Below are 15,454 nucleotides of genomic sequence, written 5' to 3'. Positions count from 1 at the left end.
GAACGTCGCCAAGCTGCGCGACCAATATTGGCCTCTGGCCTTGATCGGCTTACTGTGTTTGGCCAACGCCGGCTGGCTATTTCGTCGCCGTCTGTATTGACGTGCGCCCTCTTAATCCCAGTGGACGCGGCGCCTGGCTTAGGATACGCTTGGTGGCTTTACATTTTCCCGAATGCCAGCGTCTACCACGCACAAGAACCGGACCCGACCAAAGGAATTACCATGTCAGAGCATCATGTCTATCCCGTAAAACCCGAGATCGCCCGCCGGGCGCATATCGACGCCGATACCTACCATAGCATGTACCAGCATTCGATCAGCGACCCGGAAGGTTTTTGGGCCGAGCAAGCCGCACAGTTTTTGAATTGGGAACAACGCTGGACACAGGTAACGCATTGCGACTTCGCGCAAGGCGACGTGCATTGGTTCGTCGGCGGGAAATTGAACGTCAGCGTCAATTGCTTGGATAGACATCTGGAAACCCGCGGCGACCAAGTCGCGATTATCTGGGAAGGCGACGACCCGGCCGACGACAGTACCTTGACTTATAAGGAATTACACCGGGAAGTATGCAAATTCGCCAACGTGCTGAAAGCGCAGGGCGTTAAAAAGGGCGATAGGGTGTGCATTTACTTGCCGATGATCAGCGAAGCGGCAGTAGTTATCCTAGCCTGTACCCGCATCGGCGCGGTGCATTCCATCGTTTTCGGCGGATTTTCGGCCGACGCCTTGCGCGACCGCATCCTGGATGCCGACTGCCGGGTGCTGATTTGCTCTGACGAAAGCTACCGCGGCGGCAAAATCGTCCATTCCAAGCAAACCGCCGATAAAGCCGCGGCACAGTGCCCCAACCTGCAGACCCTCATCGTCATCAAGCACACCGGCCACGACATTCCGTGGCATCCCGAGCGCGACGTCTGCTATCGCGCTGCAATGGCCGAGGCGTCGCCGCACTGCCCGGCGGAAACCATGGACGCGGAAGATCCGCTGTTCATCCTGTATACCTCCGGCTCCACCGGCAAACCCAAAGGCGTGCTGCATACCACCGGCGGTTATTTGTTGTATGCGGCGATGACCCATAAGTACATTTTCGATTACCACGACGGCGACATTTACTGGTGTACCGCCGACATCGGCTGGATTACCGGACATTCCTACGTGTTGTACGGCCCTTTGTGCAACGGCGCTACCACCTTGATGTTCGAAGGGGTACCGACCTATCCGGCCGCCGACCGTTTCTGGCAAGTGGTCGACAAACATAAGGTAAATATCTTCTATACCGCGCCGACCGCCATTCGCGCGCTGATGGCGCAAGGCGACGATTTCGTCAAACGTACCGGGCGCAGCAGCTTGCGCATTCTGGGCAGCGTGGGCGAACCGATCAACCCGGAAGCCTGGGAATGGTATTACCACGTGGTCGGCGAAACCCGCTGCCCTATCGTGGATACCTGGTGGCAAACCGAAACCGGCGGCATCATGATTACCCCGCTGCCGGGAGCGATTGCCTTGAAGCCCGGCTCCGCGACCCTGCCGTTTTTCGGAGTACAACCGGCCATCGTCGACAACGAAGGTCGTCTACTGGAAGGCGAGGCCGAAGGCATTTTGGTGTTGACCCAAAGCTGGCCGGGACAGATGCGCACGATATACGGCGACCATCAACGCTTTCTGGACACCTATTTGCGGCACTTTCCGGGCAAATATTTTGCCGGCGACGGCGCCCGCCGCGACGCCGACGGCTATTACTGGATCACCGGCCGGGTGGACGATGTAATCAACGTCTCCGGCCACCGCCTGGGCACAGCGGAAATCGAAAGCGCGCTGGTCTTGCACCACGACGTGGCCGAAGCGGCCGTGGTCGGCTATCCGCACGCCATCAAAGGCCAAGGCATCTACGCCTTCGTCACTTTGAACCTCGGCGTGCAACCCAGCGACGAGTTGAAAAAGCAATTGGTCGATTTGGTCAAGGAAGAAATCAGCGCCATCGCCTTGCCGGACGTCATTCAATGGGCGCCGGGTTTACCTAAAACCCGTTCCGGCAAAATCATGCGGCGCATCCTGCGCAAGATTGCCGCCGGCGACGTGCACGAACTGGGCGATACATCGACCCTGGCCGATCCCGGCGTCGTCGACGATTTGCTGGCGCAGCGCGCGCATCGTTGACGCCGGTCCAAGATGCGCGTTGCGTTTGCGTACGTGGTCGTCGTGGCGATTTGGGCCACCACGCCGCTGGCTATCAAATGGAGTGGCGGCGAGGTCGGTTTCGTATTCGCCGCCACCGCGCGCATGAGCATAGGCGCGTTATGCCTGTTACTGGCCATGCCGCTCGCCCGCCAACATCTGCCGCTGCACGGCAAAGCCTGGCAGACTTACGCCGCCGTCGCCTTGCAGCTTTACGCCAGTTTGCTGCTGACCTATTGGTGTACTCAATATTTGCCGTCCGGCTGGGTATCGGTGATTTTCGGCTTAAGCCCGTTGATGACAGCGCCTATGGCGGCTTTTGCGCTGAACGAAGCCAGTTTGGGCTGGGGCAAGCTATCGGCTTATTTGCTGGGAGTAGCCGGCTTGGTATTGATGTTTCAATCGGCATTGGCACTGCCCGGCGGCGCCATCCCGGCATTGGTGGGCATGCTGCTGTCAGTGCTGTTGCAATCGGCCGGCTCGGTATGGGTGAAACGGATAGACGCCGGCTTGCCGGCCATGACTCAAGTCTCGGGCGGCTTGCTGTTGTCGCTGCCGCTGTATCTGGCGACCTGGTACGCGGCGGACGGCGGCGCGTGGCCGCCGAGCATGACGCCGCAAACCCTATGGTCTATCCTGTATCTGGGCCTGCTGGCGACCCCGTTGGGCTTGGTGTTGTACTATTTCCTGCTGATCCATCTGAGTGCGACTTCGGTGGCGCTGATTACCTTAATCACCCCGCCTTTGTCCTTGCTGCTGGGCTATAGCGTGAACCACGAACCCATGACCTGGAAAATTATCGTGGGCACCGGCTTAATTTTGCTGGCCTTGGCCTTGCATAGCTTAGCCAACCGTAGACCGCGGGTAGGTTAACCGTCCTGCCGGGAGGAAACCATGAGCAAACCAACCGAACGCGCCGGCTCCTGGCCGTATTTGTTGTATCCCGCCGCAACCTTGGCCTTGCTGTGGTTGGCCGCCGATGGATACTTGAACCGGGTAGCCGCTAACGCCGCCCGCGGCGAAACCGAACAGGCGCTGGTTTCTGTGGGCGAAACCACGCTCAAAATCGACCGTTACGGCCATTTTCGCGGTACCGCACTGGTCAACGGCACTCCGATACCGTTTTTGATCGACACCGGCGCGACCAAGACCGTCATACCAGCCAAGCTGGCCAGCGCAGCGCATCTGCAATACGGCCAATACATTCCGGCCAACACGGCCGGCGGCAGGATATTAGAACGCGAGACTCACATCGACAGCCTGAAAATCGGCAGCCTGGAAATCCGCAACCTGGACGCCCACATCAACGACAATTTGAACGAAGCGCTGATCGGCATGAACGCTCTTAGGCACTTTCGCATCACGCACGACAGCGAAACCATGACCCTTAGCGCGGGCGAGGCGATGGAAACTCCGGTGCAACCGGCTGCAGCCGAACCCGAACCGCGCAAAAATCTCAATATCCGCAAAAACGTAGTCTGCGACGCCCGCAACGTTTGCAAAACCGTCTATAGCGACCGTTAAACCTAAAAACAGCAGTTGCCGTGTATTGTAGGCCGTTCGTGCTGAGCAACGTCGAAGTTCGGACGATCTACAACACACCCACCCTCCGGATATTTGAAAAATTCCGCTCACCCTTCGATAAACTCCGGGCGAACGGGATTTTTCAAGACTCAACTGCTCTTTACTATGAAAGTCATGGTAAGAACGACAGATAGCCGCGATCCGCAAGGCCATCATCGCGACTATGCGTCGCTCCTACCAACTACCTTTCATTTGCCGGGGCGATTCCAGACCTTCATGATCGTTAGGTTAAAGCTGCGTGAGCAGACCCCGTGTCCGGCAACATCCCGCAACCGGCGGCCGGCCATGGTTAACGCAGGACAATTTAGATGTTAGACTAACCCGTCGGCGCCCGCTGCCGATAAGGGGATAATGTCTTTTGCCGCGCAAATGCGGACATGCTTCCATTCCCGCTACATCATCCTTTTCCAAGCAAAGGCAAATTCAGCCCGTGACAAACAATAACCACCGGAGAGTAATTCCATGAGCACCATCAACCCGATTCCGGATAGCCACCGGAGTGTAACCCCGTACTTAACCGTAAAAAACGCCGCGGCGGCATTGGCGTTTTACCGCGCAGCCTTCGGCGCCACCGAGACCATGCGCTTGCACATGCCGAACGGCGCCGTCGGCCATGCCGAATTCACCATCGGCGCATCCCATTTCATGATTGCCGACGAATACCCGGCGGCGACGTCCACCGCACCGCATACGCTAGGCGGCAGCTGTGTCAAACTGCATTTGTATGTCGCCGATGTCGACGCCTTTTTCGCCCGCGCCATCGCCGCCGGCGCAGTGGAAACCATGCCGCCGGCCGACCAGTTTTGGGGCGATCGCATGGGCGCATTGACCGATCCGTTCGGCCACCACTGGATGATCGCCAGCCACCTGGAAGACGTGGACCCGGCTGATTTGCAAAGCCGCATGGATGCTTTGTTCGCCGGCAGCGGCAGCACCCCTGAGCCGGCCGACGCCGCGCCCGGCTGTGAAGGCCACTATAACTCCCTGCAACACGGCATGTTCAGTTGGTGCGAGCTGTTAACCAGCGACGCGGAAGCGGCAAAAACCTTTTATAGCAGTTTGTTCGGCTGGCAAATGGAACCTGCCCCCACCGCCTTACCGGGAGTCGATTACACCTTGATTAATTGCGACGGCCACCACATCGGCGGCCTGATGGCGATACCGGCCGACAAAACCGGCATGCCGCCGCATTGGGGCACCTACGTGACCGTGGACGACGTCGACGCAACCGCCGCGCTGGCGCAACAACTCGGCGGTGCCGTGTGCCTGCCGCCGCAGGACATACCGGAAGTCGGCCGCTTTGCCGTATTGCAAGACCCGCAAAACGCCGTCATTTGCGTGATCCAATATGTGGCGGCAAAGAGTCCGGCCTGTGGTTGACCTGCCCCCGGGCTAGCCCCCTATTTCAAGTCTGCCCAAGTTTGCCGGCGGAATTGGAGCCCCCGCCGGACAGCTACCAAGTCTCGGTAAAAGGGGCTTTTTCTTTTTGATCGCTGCGCCGATGTTTGTCGGCGGCACCGGCAAACACCACATACAAGCCCGGAATAACAATGACACCGAACACGGTGCCGAAGATCATGCCGCCGGCCGCCGCCGAGCCCAAGGTGTTGTTGCCGATTTCGCCGGCCCCCGACGCGAACATCAACGGAATCAGGCCGGCGACGAAGGCGAACGAGGTCATCAGGATGGGGCGCAAACGCAACACGGCACCCGCTATGGCGGCCTCGAACGCCGATTGGCCTTGCTTGTGCTTCAAGGCGGCAAATTCGATGATCAGAATCGCGTTTTTACCCAGGATGCCGATCAACATAATCATGGCGATTTGCGCATAGATATTGTTTTCCAGCCCCATCAACCATAGAAAAAACATGGCGCCGAAGATGCCGATAGGCAAGGACAGGATCACCGGCAAGGGCAACAGAAAGCTCTCGTACTGGGCGGCCAGCAGCAGATAGACGAACAGCAGACAGATCAGAAAAATAAAAACGGCCTGATGGCCGGCATTGGCCTCGTCGCGCGACGAACCGGCCCAATCGTAACCAAACCCTTTGGGCAATTTTTGCGCCGCCACCTGCTTGATGGCTTCGATGGCTTGGCCGCTGCTGTAGCCCTCGGCGGGCTGACCATTGACCATGGCCGAGGTATACATGTTGTAACGGGTAACCTGTTCGGGACCGTAAACTTTTTCCACCCGTAAAAATGCAGAAAACGGCACCATATGACCGTCTTTGTTTTTTATGTACAGCTTCAGCAAATCGTCCGGTTTGGCACGGTATTCCGGCAAGGCTTGTACCATTACCCGGTACATCTGGCCGAAGCGAATGAAATTGGTGGCATATTCGCTGCCTATCAGGGCTTGCAAGGTACTCATGGCGCTCTCGGTGGTCACGCCCTTTTGCGCCGCCTTGTCGATATCGACGTGCAGCAGAAACTGCGGGAAGCGGGTGTTAAAAGTGGTGAACGCGTTGCTGATTTCCGGCCGCCGGTTAAGTTCGTCTACGAACTCATCGGCGACTTTCTGCAAATTTTCCAGGCTGCCGCCGGTTTTATCCAACAAACGCATTTCGAAACCGCTGGAATTTCCGAAGCCTGGCACCGGCGGCGGGGTAAAAAACTCGATGCCGCCGTCTTTAATGTGGCGGGTTTTTTCCTCCAGCAGTTTGATGACCTGCTTATCGGACAGACGTCTGTCCTGCCAGTCCTTCAAGCTGATCAGATTCATGCCGTAGACCGCCCCGGTACCGTCCGACAACACGCTGAAGCCTGCCAGACTGGATACCGAATCCACCGCATCCATCTCCGACGCAATACGCTGCACGTCATCCACCACGTGTTCGGTGCGTTCCAGCGTGGCGCCGGACGGCGTAGTGATATTGGCGTAAATCGTGCCTTGGTCCTCCTGCGGAATAAAACCGGAAGGTACCTGCTTGCCGATTAAACCCGCCCCGAACGAGAACCCCAGCAAGATACCGAAGGTAATCGATCTACGGTTGGCTATCCTGCCGATCAGTCTTTTGTAACCTTCCGCCAAACCGTTATACCGGCGGTTGAAGCCGGCGAAGAATTTTTGCAAGCCGGTTTTGTGCTGCGGATGATGGTGCACGGCTTTCAGGAAAAACGCGCACAGCGCGGGCGTCAAGGTCAGGGCGGTGATGCCGGACAGCACGATGGCAAACGCCATGGTCAAGGAAAATTGCCGGAAAAAAATGCCGGCGGAGCCTTCCATGAACGACACCGGCAAAAACACCGCCGACATCACCAGGGTAATCGCGACAATCGCACCGCCGATTTCCCGCATGGCTTGTTCGGTGGCCCGTTTCGGGCCTATATTGCCTTGCTCCAGCTTGGCGTGCACTGCTTCGATCACCACGATGGAGTCGTCGATGACGATACCGATCGCCAGCACCAAGGCAAACAAGGTAATCAGATTCAACGAAAAGCCCATCAGTTGCAGGAAGAAAAACGTGCCTATCAACGAAACCGGCACGGTGACCACCGGAATCAGGGTGGAGCGGACGTCCTGCAGAAAAACGAACACCACCAAGGCCACCAGCACAAAGGCTTCCAGCAAGGTCTTAACCACTTCGTGGATGGAAGCGTCCAGAAATTTGGAGACGTCGTAGCTCAGACTGTAATCCATGCCGGGCGGAAACGACTCGGCCTTGATCCGTTCCATAGTGGCCTTGATGTTGGCTATCACTTCCTTGGCATTGCTGCCCGGCCGCTGTTTCAGCATGATGGCCGCGGAAGGTTTGCCGTTTTCCTTGGACAACACGTCGTAATCCTGCGAATCGAAAGCGACTTCGGCCACATCTCTCAAGCGTAAAATTTCGCCGTCGCTTTTACCGCTCAAAACGATGTTTTCATACTCTTCGACGGTGTTATATTTGCCGGTATATTTCAAAATATACTGCATGGCCTGGGCGTCTCGCCCGGAGCTTTCGCCTATCTTGCCGGGCGCAGCCTCGACGTTGTAGGCGCGCAATTGCTCGATGACTTCGGCCGGCGAAATGTTGTACATCAGCAATTTCTCGGGTTTCAACCAAACCCGCATCGCGTATTCCCGCGCTCCCATGATGTCGGCAAAGCCCACGCCTTCAATGCGTTTCAGCTCCCTGAGCACGTTGATGTCGGTAAAGTTGTACAGAAATTTTTCATCCAGATTCGGGTCCCGGCTGAGAATATTGATGTACAACAACATGCTGTTTTGCACCTTCTCGACGATAACCCCGGCTTTGATCGCTTCTTCCGGCAACTCGTCCAACACCGAGGCCACCCGGTTCTGCACGTTGACCGAGGCCACTTCCGGATCGGTGCCGGCTTTAAAGATAATCTGTATCACGCTGACGCCGTCGTTGCCGGACACCGACGCCATATAGGCCATGCCCGGCACCCCGTTGATCGCCCGTTCCAGCGGCGTGACGACGGTCTTGACCACGGCCTCGGCATTGGCGCCGATAAACTTGGCGGTCACACTCACCTCGGGCGGGGCGATGTCGGGAAATTGGGTAACGGACAACCGGGTCAGCGACAGCAGGCCGATCAAGATAGTCAGGATGGCCATGACGATGGAAAGCACCGGGCGGTGCACGAATTTAGAGGTGATCATGCTATCGCCTGCTTAGGCCGGCCGGCACACACGGCAGCAAACCGCTATCGCATGCCTGTTCCCGGCTACGGACGGCGTCCGTCAAACGGCAAGCAATCGCTACCGGTTGTCTGGTTTTCATAACGCTAGCGAAACCGAACCCATCGCTGGCACATAGAAACGACGAAGGCATAAGGCTGAATGGAAAGTGGCGCAAAGTCGAAATTCTAATCAGCCAAGCTTACAACAACCTTTCATTCGTGGCAGATCAACCGGCCCGCCTATGGTCACAGACCTAACCTAGCGGGCGCGGTTGAATGCGGTCAAAGTGCGGTCGTCCGGCCTGGTCGCCGAGCCGCGTTCGACAAAAGCTGCGGAGCGGATTTACCCCGGCTGTTAGTCAAGCAAGCCGGAGCACTCAGGTAAGGTATATCGAGCCGCAAACTGCACGGTGAACCGGTTGCCACTCGACTATCCAACGGTCAGCATCAAATCACGTCTTTGTCATCCGTTAAAGAGCAAGGGATTGTCAAGAGCGGCTATAGAAACACTTGACCCGAGCCCGCAAAGCTCGCATCATCGAGCCACCCACCTTAAAAACTTGACTCCTGCGTGCGAGGCAATCATGGCTTACCATCGCTACACTGTTCACGATATCAATCAACCGGCCGAATCCCTTGGCGTGTATTGGCGCTTGAGTTTATTCGCCTCGCCGATAGCCATGGCCATCGGCTATGCGTTGCACGCGATTGCCGACTCGTCGCCATGGCTAAGCATCAGCTCCGTTCCGGTTTCGACGCCCATCGTATACATTCTGCTCGGTAATCTGACCTCATCGCACTTGTGGCGGTGCTCCGTCGCCCGCCGCTTGCTGGGCATCACCACGCCCAACATCAACGGAGTTTGGCAAGCCGGCGTCGACAAAAGTCTGGCCGGCGAACAACAGTCTCAAACCGGAACGTTCAGCATCGAGCAGACTTGGCGAACCATCAGCATTGTTTTGTCGACCGCGGAATCCACCTCGCGCAGCACCTCCGCCGCCTTAATTGTCGATGCCGGGGTGGTGCGTCTGGAACACCAATATTTCGCTACGCGCATCAACCGTCCCGGCAGCGATTTCAAATGCCACCAAGGCGCGGCTTTCGTCGATTTTCCGCTCGATAACTGCGATAAGGCCGACCATCTGACCTTGAGCTACTTCACCGAAACCGGAGAATTCGGCGTTGTCACGCTAATCCGCAAGCCGGACACTATCCAACCGGATTGCATGCTTCGGTTCTGTCGGCTATTGCGAAACGAATATGAACGGTTTTTTCGTAAACCCTGATGTCTGGTCAACACTAACTAGCCGGTTTGAATTTCAGGAATCCACAATGCCTAAGACCAACACGCCATTGCCGTTAAAGATTGATCGGATCAATCATTGGTTTCGCTTCTTTTTAACATTGTGTTCAATACGGCGCTTTGAGAGGCGTGGAAGGCTGATCCAAGCGATTTTTTTATGCGGCTTGGTTTTAATTCAAGGATGCACAAAATCATCTGATATAGATTGCGCAGATGGATCCAAAAGTAAATCAACGGCATCGAGTTCAAATTCGCTCCAGTTTTCCACGGCCAATGTCGCATCAACTGCCGAGAACATCTGGCTAAGCAATCTGGGGAACGGGGAATCGTTGGTTCAGGCGCTAAAAAAGGAGTGCGGCACGCATGGAGGATCTAAAGTGTTGGTTGCAACGGTTGGCGGCAAGCCCCATCGCTTTGCCGTAACCAATGCGCTGGGGCCGATCGACCTGATTTTTACCGATGTTAACGGCGATGGAATTAGCGATGCAGCCTCGGCCAACGAACCCACCAATAACATTTCCATTTACTTTGGCAAAGGAGACGGAAGTTTCGACGCCTCGACGGCAGTTCCCACCGGCATACGCCCGCAACGCATCCAGGCCGGCGATTTCAACCGCGACGGCCATATCGATCTGGTCACCGCCAATCTCGGCGATCCGTTTGCCGGCGTCGGCGACGTGTCGCTACTGCTGGGCGACGGCAGCGGCGGCTTTGCCGCGCCGCAGTCGGTTAGCATCGGCAAATTACCTTTCGACGTAGCGGTGGCCGATTTCAATCGCGACGACAAGCCGGACCTGGCGGTGGCCGATTACGACTACGAGACGCAAACCATCGCCTTGCGTCTGGGCAACGGCGACGGCAGTTTTCAGCCGATCCAAACCTTTCCGGTACCGGAGTTGGCGCAATCCTTGGCGGCAACCGACCTGAACGGTGACCAGAATCCCGATCTGGTCAGCAACGGCGCGGTGCTGCTCGGCGACGGCGCGGGCGGCTTTCTGCCGGCCAGCCGTTTTCCGCTCGGCGCGCCGCCTTATTTGGTGCGGGTCGGCGATTTGAACGCCGATAGCAAACCCGACGTGGTGCTGGCATCAGGCGGCAGCAACAACGTCAGCGTATTGTTGAATCAAGGCGACGGCAGTCTGGCACCGCCGCGCTATTACCAGACCGGAAACAATCCGGCCGAAGTGTCCATAGTCGATCTGGACGGCGACGACAAAACCGATTTGCTGGTTTCCAACAGTTACGACGACCACCTAAGCCTGCTTTACGGCAAGGGCGACGGCTATTTCAGCGGCTTGCCGGCCTATCCGACCACCGACGGAACCGGATACATCCTCGGCGCGCTCGATAGCGTGGCCGCCGACTTTTCCGGCGACGGCATCGCCGATCTTTTGGTCGCCAACCACAGCCAACAAGCCGCGCTACTGCTCGGTCTCGGCCAAGGCCGCTTCGACAGCCCCACCCTATTACCCAGGCCGATTGACGGCGTCAAGGTGGTCAGCGGCGACTGGAACGGCGACGGCAAACGGGACGCCGCCTTTCTGAACTCGGGCAGCTATCCCAATCTGCTCATCAGTTTGGGCCAAGGCGACGGCAGTTTCACCGACGCCGAGACGATAGCCCTGCCGGAGCCTAATTATTCGGCTAATCAGTTTCTGACCAGTGCCCGGCTCAACAACGACTCCTATCCCGATTTAATCGCGACCGATCCGACGCATAACAGCCTGTCACTGCTGTTGGGCAACGGCGCGGGTAGCTTCACCTTGCAACCTGCCCTGGCGGTCGGCGTGGTACCGGTCGCGGTTGCCAGCGCCGATTTCAATGGCGACGGCAAGCCGGATTTGGCAATCGCCCACTACGGCGACAACGAAAGCGCGCCGAACGGCAGCTTGCAACTGGCTCTCGGTAACGGCGACGGCAGCTTTCAGGCGGCGCAGATCGTGCGCGCCGACGTCATTGCCAAGTCACTGGCCACGGCGGATTTCAACCTGGACGGCAAGCTGGATCTGGCCGCGATCATCGGCAGCAACAACCAGGACGATATTGAGTTTTTCGCCGGCCAAGGCAATGGCGGTTTTGCCGGTTCGCAAGCCTTGGGTTTGAATTTGGGCAGTTTGGCGGGTCTACAGGCCGCCGACGCCGACCGGGACGGCAAACCGGATTTGGGCTTTAGCATTAGCAGCTCGTCGCGCGCGGCCGGCCTGCGCGGCAACGGCGACGGCAGTTTCACGTTCAGCGGCTTTATTTCCTTGGGCAGCTATGGCGACGCCAAACTGGCGCAATTGAACGACGACACTGAGCCGGATTTGATCGTTTCCACCGGCATCGGCTTCATCGCCGCCTGCCTGTCGCAGGATTGTCCGCTGACGGCACCGAGCGACGATAGCGGTAGTTTGGATCCCTTCCTGTGCTGGCAAGCCAGCCCGGCCAAGGCAGCGCGCGGCACCGGTCCTTATCCCAAATTCAGTCCGGTCAATGCGTTGCCGGTAGCCGACGCCCTCGGCGTGGCCGAGGTAGAACAGGCCAGAAAAATGAACCTGCGCAAACCGGCTCAACTGTGCAATCCGGTTGCGATCGGCTCAAACGACACGCAAACAGCCAGCCACCCCGCCCATCTGACCGAGTATTTGAATCAACCGACAAAAACCAAACCGGCGCAAAGCAAATTCCAACCCAAAACCGTCGCCATCAGCAATCAACTCGGCGAACTGAGTTTAAATCTGTCCGCCCCGGCCAGTCTGTTGTCACCCGGCGCCAAAGCAGCAGGAGACGGGGGCGCCACCGCCTTGAACGACACCCGCCTGACACATTTCCAATGCTACAAGGCGAAAGTAGCCAAGGCTAAGCCCGGCCAAGCCGCATTAGCGAAATTCACGCCTACGGAATTGTTGTTGCAAGACGATCAGGCCGGTCCTCTCAGGTTTAAATTGGCGCCGCCGTCTAAGTTATGCGCCCCGGCCGCACTAGACGACAGCAGCGCTTCCGCTTTCGGCAAAACCGATTTACTGACGTGTTATCCTGTACGCTTGGCCAAAACCAAACCGGCCCAAACCAGGCCCAACTCACAAATCAGTTCCGTCAACGACCGTTTCGGCGCTCAGGTATTGATTAGCAAAACGGCAAAAGCGCTGTGTTTGCCGAGTCAATTGCAATAACAGCAAGGCTGCGGATCATCGTGAAAAGAAAGTTACGCTGCCGCTAGCCCATTCTACTCAAGGCGAAACAAACCTTTAGCGCAAGGCTTCCAAATCTTCCCAGCTCGGCATAGCGCGTAGCCGTATTGCCTTCGGCCGGGCCGCCAAAAAACCTAAATTCGGTACTACAATAAGGCGGTTCCTGTCAGGAGACTGAGCATGAGACGCGACAGCCCGACATTCTTGGTTAAAACCATCGGCGCAATAGCATTGTTGTTAAGTCAGCCTGCCCGCACGGAAGACTTTTGGCAGGAAAATCCATCTACGGGCGAAAACGCTTCGCGTCCTACAACCGCCAAAACACCTGCCCAGGCCGTAGCGGATATGGACATCAGCGAACTGGTCAACGTGGTCGTTTCCCCTTTCGAGGTATCGGCACAATTGGATAGCGGCTACAAAGCATCCAATTCAGTCTCGGCGTCGCGCTTGGATACGCCGATTCGCGACCTGCCCTTCGCCGTTCAGGCGTTTACACCGGCTTTTATCAAAGATCAACAACCGCGCGACATTTTCGACATCGCCCGCTACTCGCCGGGGGTGACTTACCGCAGCAACGATTTCAACGAAGGCAACGCCAACCTGGCCATCCGCGGTTTCACGGTCGGCTCGCTACCCGGCGGCAATATCCAGGTTCTACGCGACGGCATGCACGGTCCGTCGATTTTCGACTTCACCAATATCGCCCGGGTCGAAGTCGTCAAAGGGCCGGCATCGTTTTTGTACGGCCAGGTCGCGCCGGGCGGTATCGTCAACGTCATCAGCAAAAGCCCGCAACGGCAATTCGCCGTCAATGCGGACGCCCGCTACGGTTCCTACGGCGAATACCGCTTCGACACCGACGTAACCGGTCCGGCGTCCAACACCCTGTTTTACCGGTTGGCGGCCTCTTACGATCAAGACATGCATTACTGGGACGCTTACGACGCCCATTCCTGGAATATTTCCCCGTCGCTGTTGTGGCAGCCTAACGATAGAGTCAGCGCCTCGCTGAAATACGAACATTTCGAGAAAATCGAAGAACCGCAGCTGATGCAAAAACCCGGCTACGGTACCTGGGCCGGCGTAGTGCCGACAGCGACCGATCCGAACTTGTCCGGAGTGGACGTGCCCGGCTTGCCGGATAATTGGAACAGCATGGCTTATACCGATTACCGACACAGCAACACCCACAATTTGAGCGCTTGGATCGATTTCAAGGTCGATTCCAACTGGTCGTTGCGCAGCAGCTATTCGCATCTGGAATACGATGTAGACGCTTTGTTCACCGGCAATTTGGGCATGGCCAACAACCAATCCGTGGTACAAGGCCGCCGGGTCAGGCATCAGTTCTATAGCAACCGCGACGACAGCATAGAATTGCAAGGTGTTGGAAAATACGATTTCGGCTTCGCCAGCTTGCGACTGCTGCTGGGCGGGCAATACGTCGACCGCAATTTCTATCGCACGGCCGGCCAAGCCCCCAACAATCCGGCGTTAGGTAGCAACCCTATCGGCTCGCCGTTGCCGCGCTGGGATTTAAGCGACCCCACCACTTGGAACCGCAACACCTTCATTCCACTGTCCATGCTGACCGCCGCCCGCTTCGATCAAAACGTCAATGCGGTGGACAAATCGTTGTACGGCGGCTCGACGCTAGGCTTGTTCGACGACCGTCTGTTGATCTTGAGCGGCTGGCGCTGGACCTTGACCGAATCGCAAGTATCGGACCGCCTGTCCGGTATCGACCAACCCAGCGCGGTCGTCAACCGGGTGACCCCGCAATACGGCGCCCTGTTCAAACTAACGCCGCAATGGTCGCTGTTCGGCAGCTATTCGGAATCCTTCGTGCCGGGCACGTTTTTGATCAACAACCTGGACGGCAGCCAATCGACCGCCAAACCCAGCGAAGGCCGCGGCTTCGACGTCGGCCTCAAAGCCGACCTATTCGACGGCCGCATCAGCAGCACGCTGACCTACTTCGACATCGAAAACCGCAACATCGTCAACGATCTGGCGGTCACCGATGCATCGGGGGTCACGACCATTTACAGCGTGCAAACCGGCGCACAACGCTCGCGCGGCATCGAGTGGGATGCCAGTGCAAAACTCTTGGACGGCTGGCAAATGTATCTGTCTTACAGCTACATGGACGCCAAAATCACCGAGTTCAGCGGCCAAGACGCTGCGATTTTGGCGCAAAACCCGGCGACGCTGGACGCGGCCGGCCGCACCAATTACAAAAACGTATTGCGCTATCACGACGCGCCGCTGCAAATGAGCGCACCGCACTTGGCCAATCTTTGGACCCGTTACGATTTTCAAGACGCCAACTTAGCCGGCCTGCACCTCGGCGGCGGGGTTAACTTTGTCTACGATCAAACCTTGCTGCCGGACACCCCGAAATCGGCGCATCAAACCTATGCCTTGCTCAACGCCTTGATCGGTTACACCTGGAAATTCGGTAACCATGCCTTAACCATCGATCTCATCGGTAAAAACCTACTAGACGAACACTATCGTCCCTCGCAAAGCAGCCGGGGCCGGCCGCGCGAGTTGATGATCAACTTTTCGCTCAACTACTGAGACG

8 protein-coding genes are annotated in these 15,454 nt (G+C 57.3%); 7 read left to right on the top strand and 1 reads right to left on the bottom strand.

Features of this window, described 5'->3' with window-relative positions; translation table 11 throughout:
* Window positions 1-222 precede the first annotated feature (222 nt).
* The 4 genes from acs to AB0A83_RS04400 all read left to right on the top strand — a co-directional run bounded on the left by acs (window position 223) and on the right by AB0A83_RS04400 (window position 5,142).
* Complete coding sequence (gene acs / locus AB0A83_RS04415; RefSeq protein WP_150047088.1) at window positions 223-2,160, top strand: acetate--CoA ligase; 1,938 nt, start codon at window positions 223-225, stop codon at window positions 2,158-2,160.
* 12 nt (window positions 2,161-2,172) lie between these two features.
* Entirely contained in the window at window positions 2,173-3,051 is an 879-nt protein-coding gene (locus AB0A83_RS04410; protein ID WP_150047086.1) for a DMT family transporter, read from the top strand.
* A 21-nt stretch (window positions 3,052-3,072) separates the two neighbouring features.
* Window positions 3,073-3,702, top strand: coding sequence for a TIGR02281 family clan AA aspartic protease (locus AB0A83_RS04405; RefSeq protein WP_367155501.1), 630 nt, complete (start codon window positions 3,073-3,075; stop codon window positions 3,700-3,702).
* A gap of 522 nt (window positions 3,703-4,224) precedes the next feature.
* Window positions 4,225-5,142, top strand: a complete 918-nt coding sequence (locus AB0A83_RS04400; RefSeq protein ID WP_367155499.1) for a VOC family protein — start codon at window positions 4,225-4,227, stop codon at window positions 5,140-5,142.
* A 73-nt stretch (window positions 5,143-5,215) separates the two neighbouring features.
* On the opposite strand, the gene AB0A83_RS04395 is transcribed toward AB0A83_RS04400, so the two are convergent.
* Entirely contained in the window at window positions 5,216-8,371 is a 3,156-nt protein-coding gene (locus AB0A83_RS04395; RefSeq protein ID WP_367155498.1) for an efflux RND transporter permease subunit, read from the bottom strand.
* A gap of 604 nt (window positions 8,372-8,975) precedes the next feature.
* Here AB0A83_RS04395 and AB0A83_RS04390 point away from each other — a divergent pair.
* The 3 genes from AB0A83_RS04390 (at window position 8,976) to AB0A83_RS04380 (ending at window position 15,450) form a co-directional block, all read left to right on the top strand.
* Complete coding sequence (locus tag AB0A83_RS04390; RefSeq protein ID WP_367155497.1) at window positions 8,976-9,677, top strand: hypothetical protein; 702 nt, start codon at window positions 8,976-8,978, stop codon at window positions 9,675-9,677.
* Window positions 9,678-10,071: 394 nt separating this feature from the next.
* Window positions 10,072-12,849 carry an FG-GAP repeat domain-containing protein gene (locus AB0A83_RS04385; RefSeq protein ID WP_367155496.1) on the top strand — a complete coding sequence of 926 codons (2,778 nt, stop codon included), beginning with the start codon at window positions 10,072-10,074 and terminating at the stop codon, window positions 12,847-12,849.
* 198 nt (window positions 12,850-13,047) lie between these two features.
* A complete protein-coding gene (locus tag AB0A83_RS04380) occupies window positions 13,048-15,450 on the top strand; it encodes a TonB-dependent siderophore receptor (RefSeq protein ID WP_367155495.1) in 2,403 nt (800 codons plus the stop codon).
* The last annotated feature ends 4 nt before the right edge of the window (window positions 15,451-15,454 follow it).

It is taken from the genome of Methylomonas sp. HYX-M1 (genome assembly GCF_040741385.1).
Classification (GTDB): Bacteria; Pseudomonadota; Gammaproteobacteria; order Methylococcales; family Methylomonadaceae; genus Methylomonas; species Methylomonas rhizoryzae.
The sequence above is the reverse complement of the archived record's forward strand: the minus strand, read 5'-3'. Positions and strand labels throughout refer to the sequence as shown.

Coding starts and splice junctions, on each gene's coding strand:
- AB0A83_RS04400 (WP_367155499.1), top strand. CDS start 4,225: ATGAGCACCATCAACCCGATTCCGGATAGCCACCGGAGTGTAACCCCG.
- AB0A83_RS04390 (WP_367155497.1), top strand. CDS start 8,976: ATGGCTTACCATCGCTACACTGTTCACGATATCAATCAACCGGCCGAA.
- acs (WP_150047088.1), top strand. CDS start 223: ATGTCAGAGCATCATGTCTATCCCGTAAAACCCGAGATCGCCCGCCGG.
- AB0A83_RS04380 (WP_367155495.1), top strand. CDS start 13,048: ATGAGACGCGACAGCCCGACATTCTTGGTTAAAACCATCGGCGCAATA.
- AB0A83_RS04405 (WP_367155501.1), top strand. CDS start 3,073: ATGAGCAAACCAACCGAACGCGCCGGCTCCTGGCCGTATTTGTTGTAT.
- AB0A83_RS04410 (WP_150047086.1), top strand. CDS start 2,173: ATGCGCGTTGCGTTTGCGTACGTGGTCGTCGTGGCGATTTGGGCCACC.
- AB0A83_RS04395 (WP_367155498.1), bottom strand. CDS start 8,371: ATGATCACCTCTAAATTCGTGCACCGCCCGGTGCTTTCCATCGTCATG.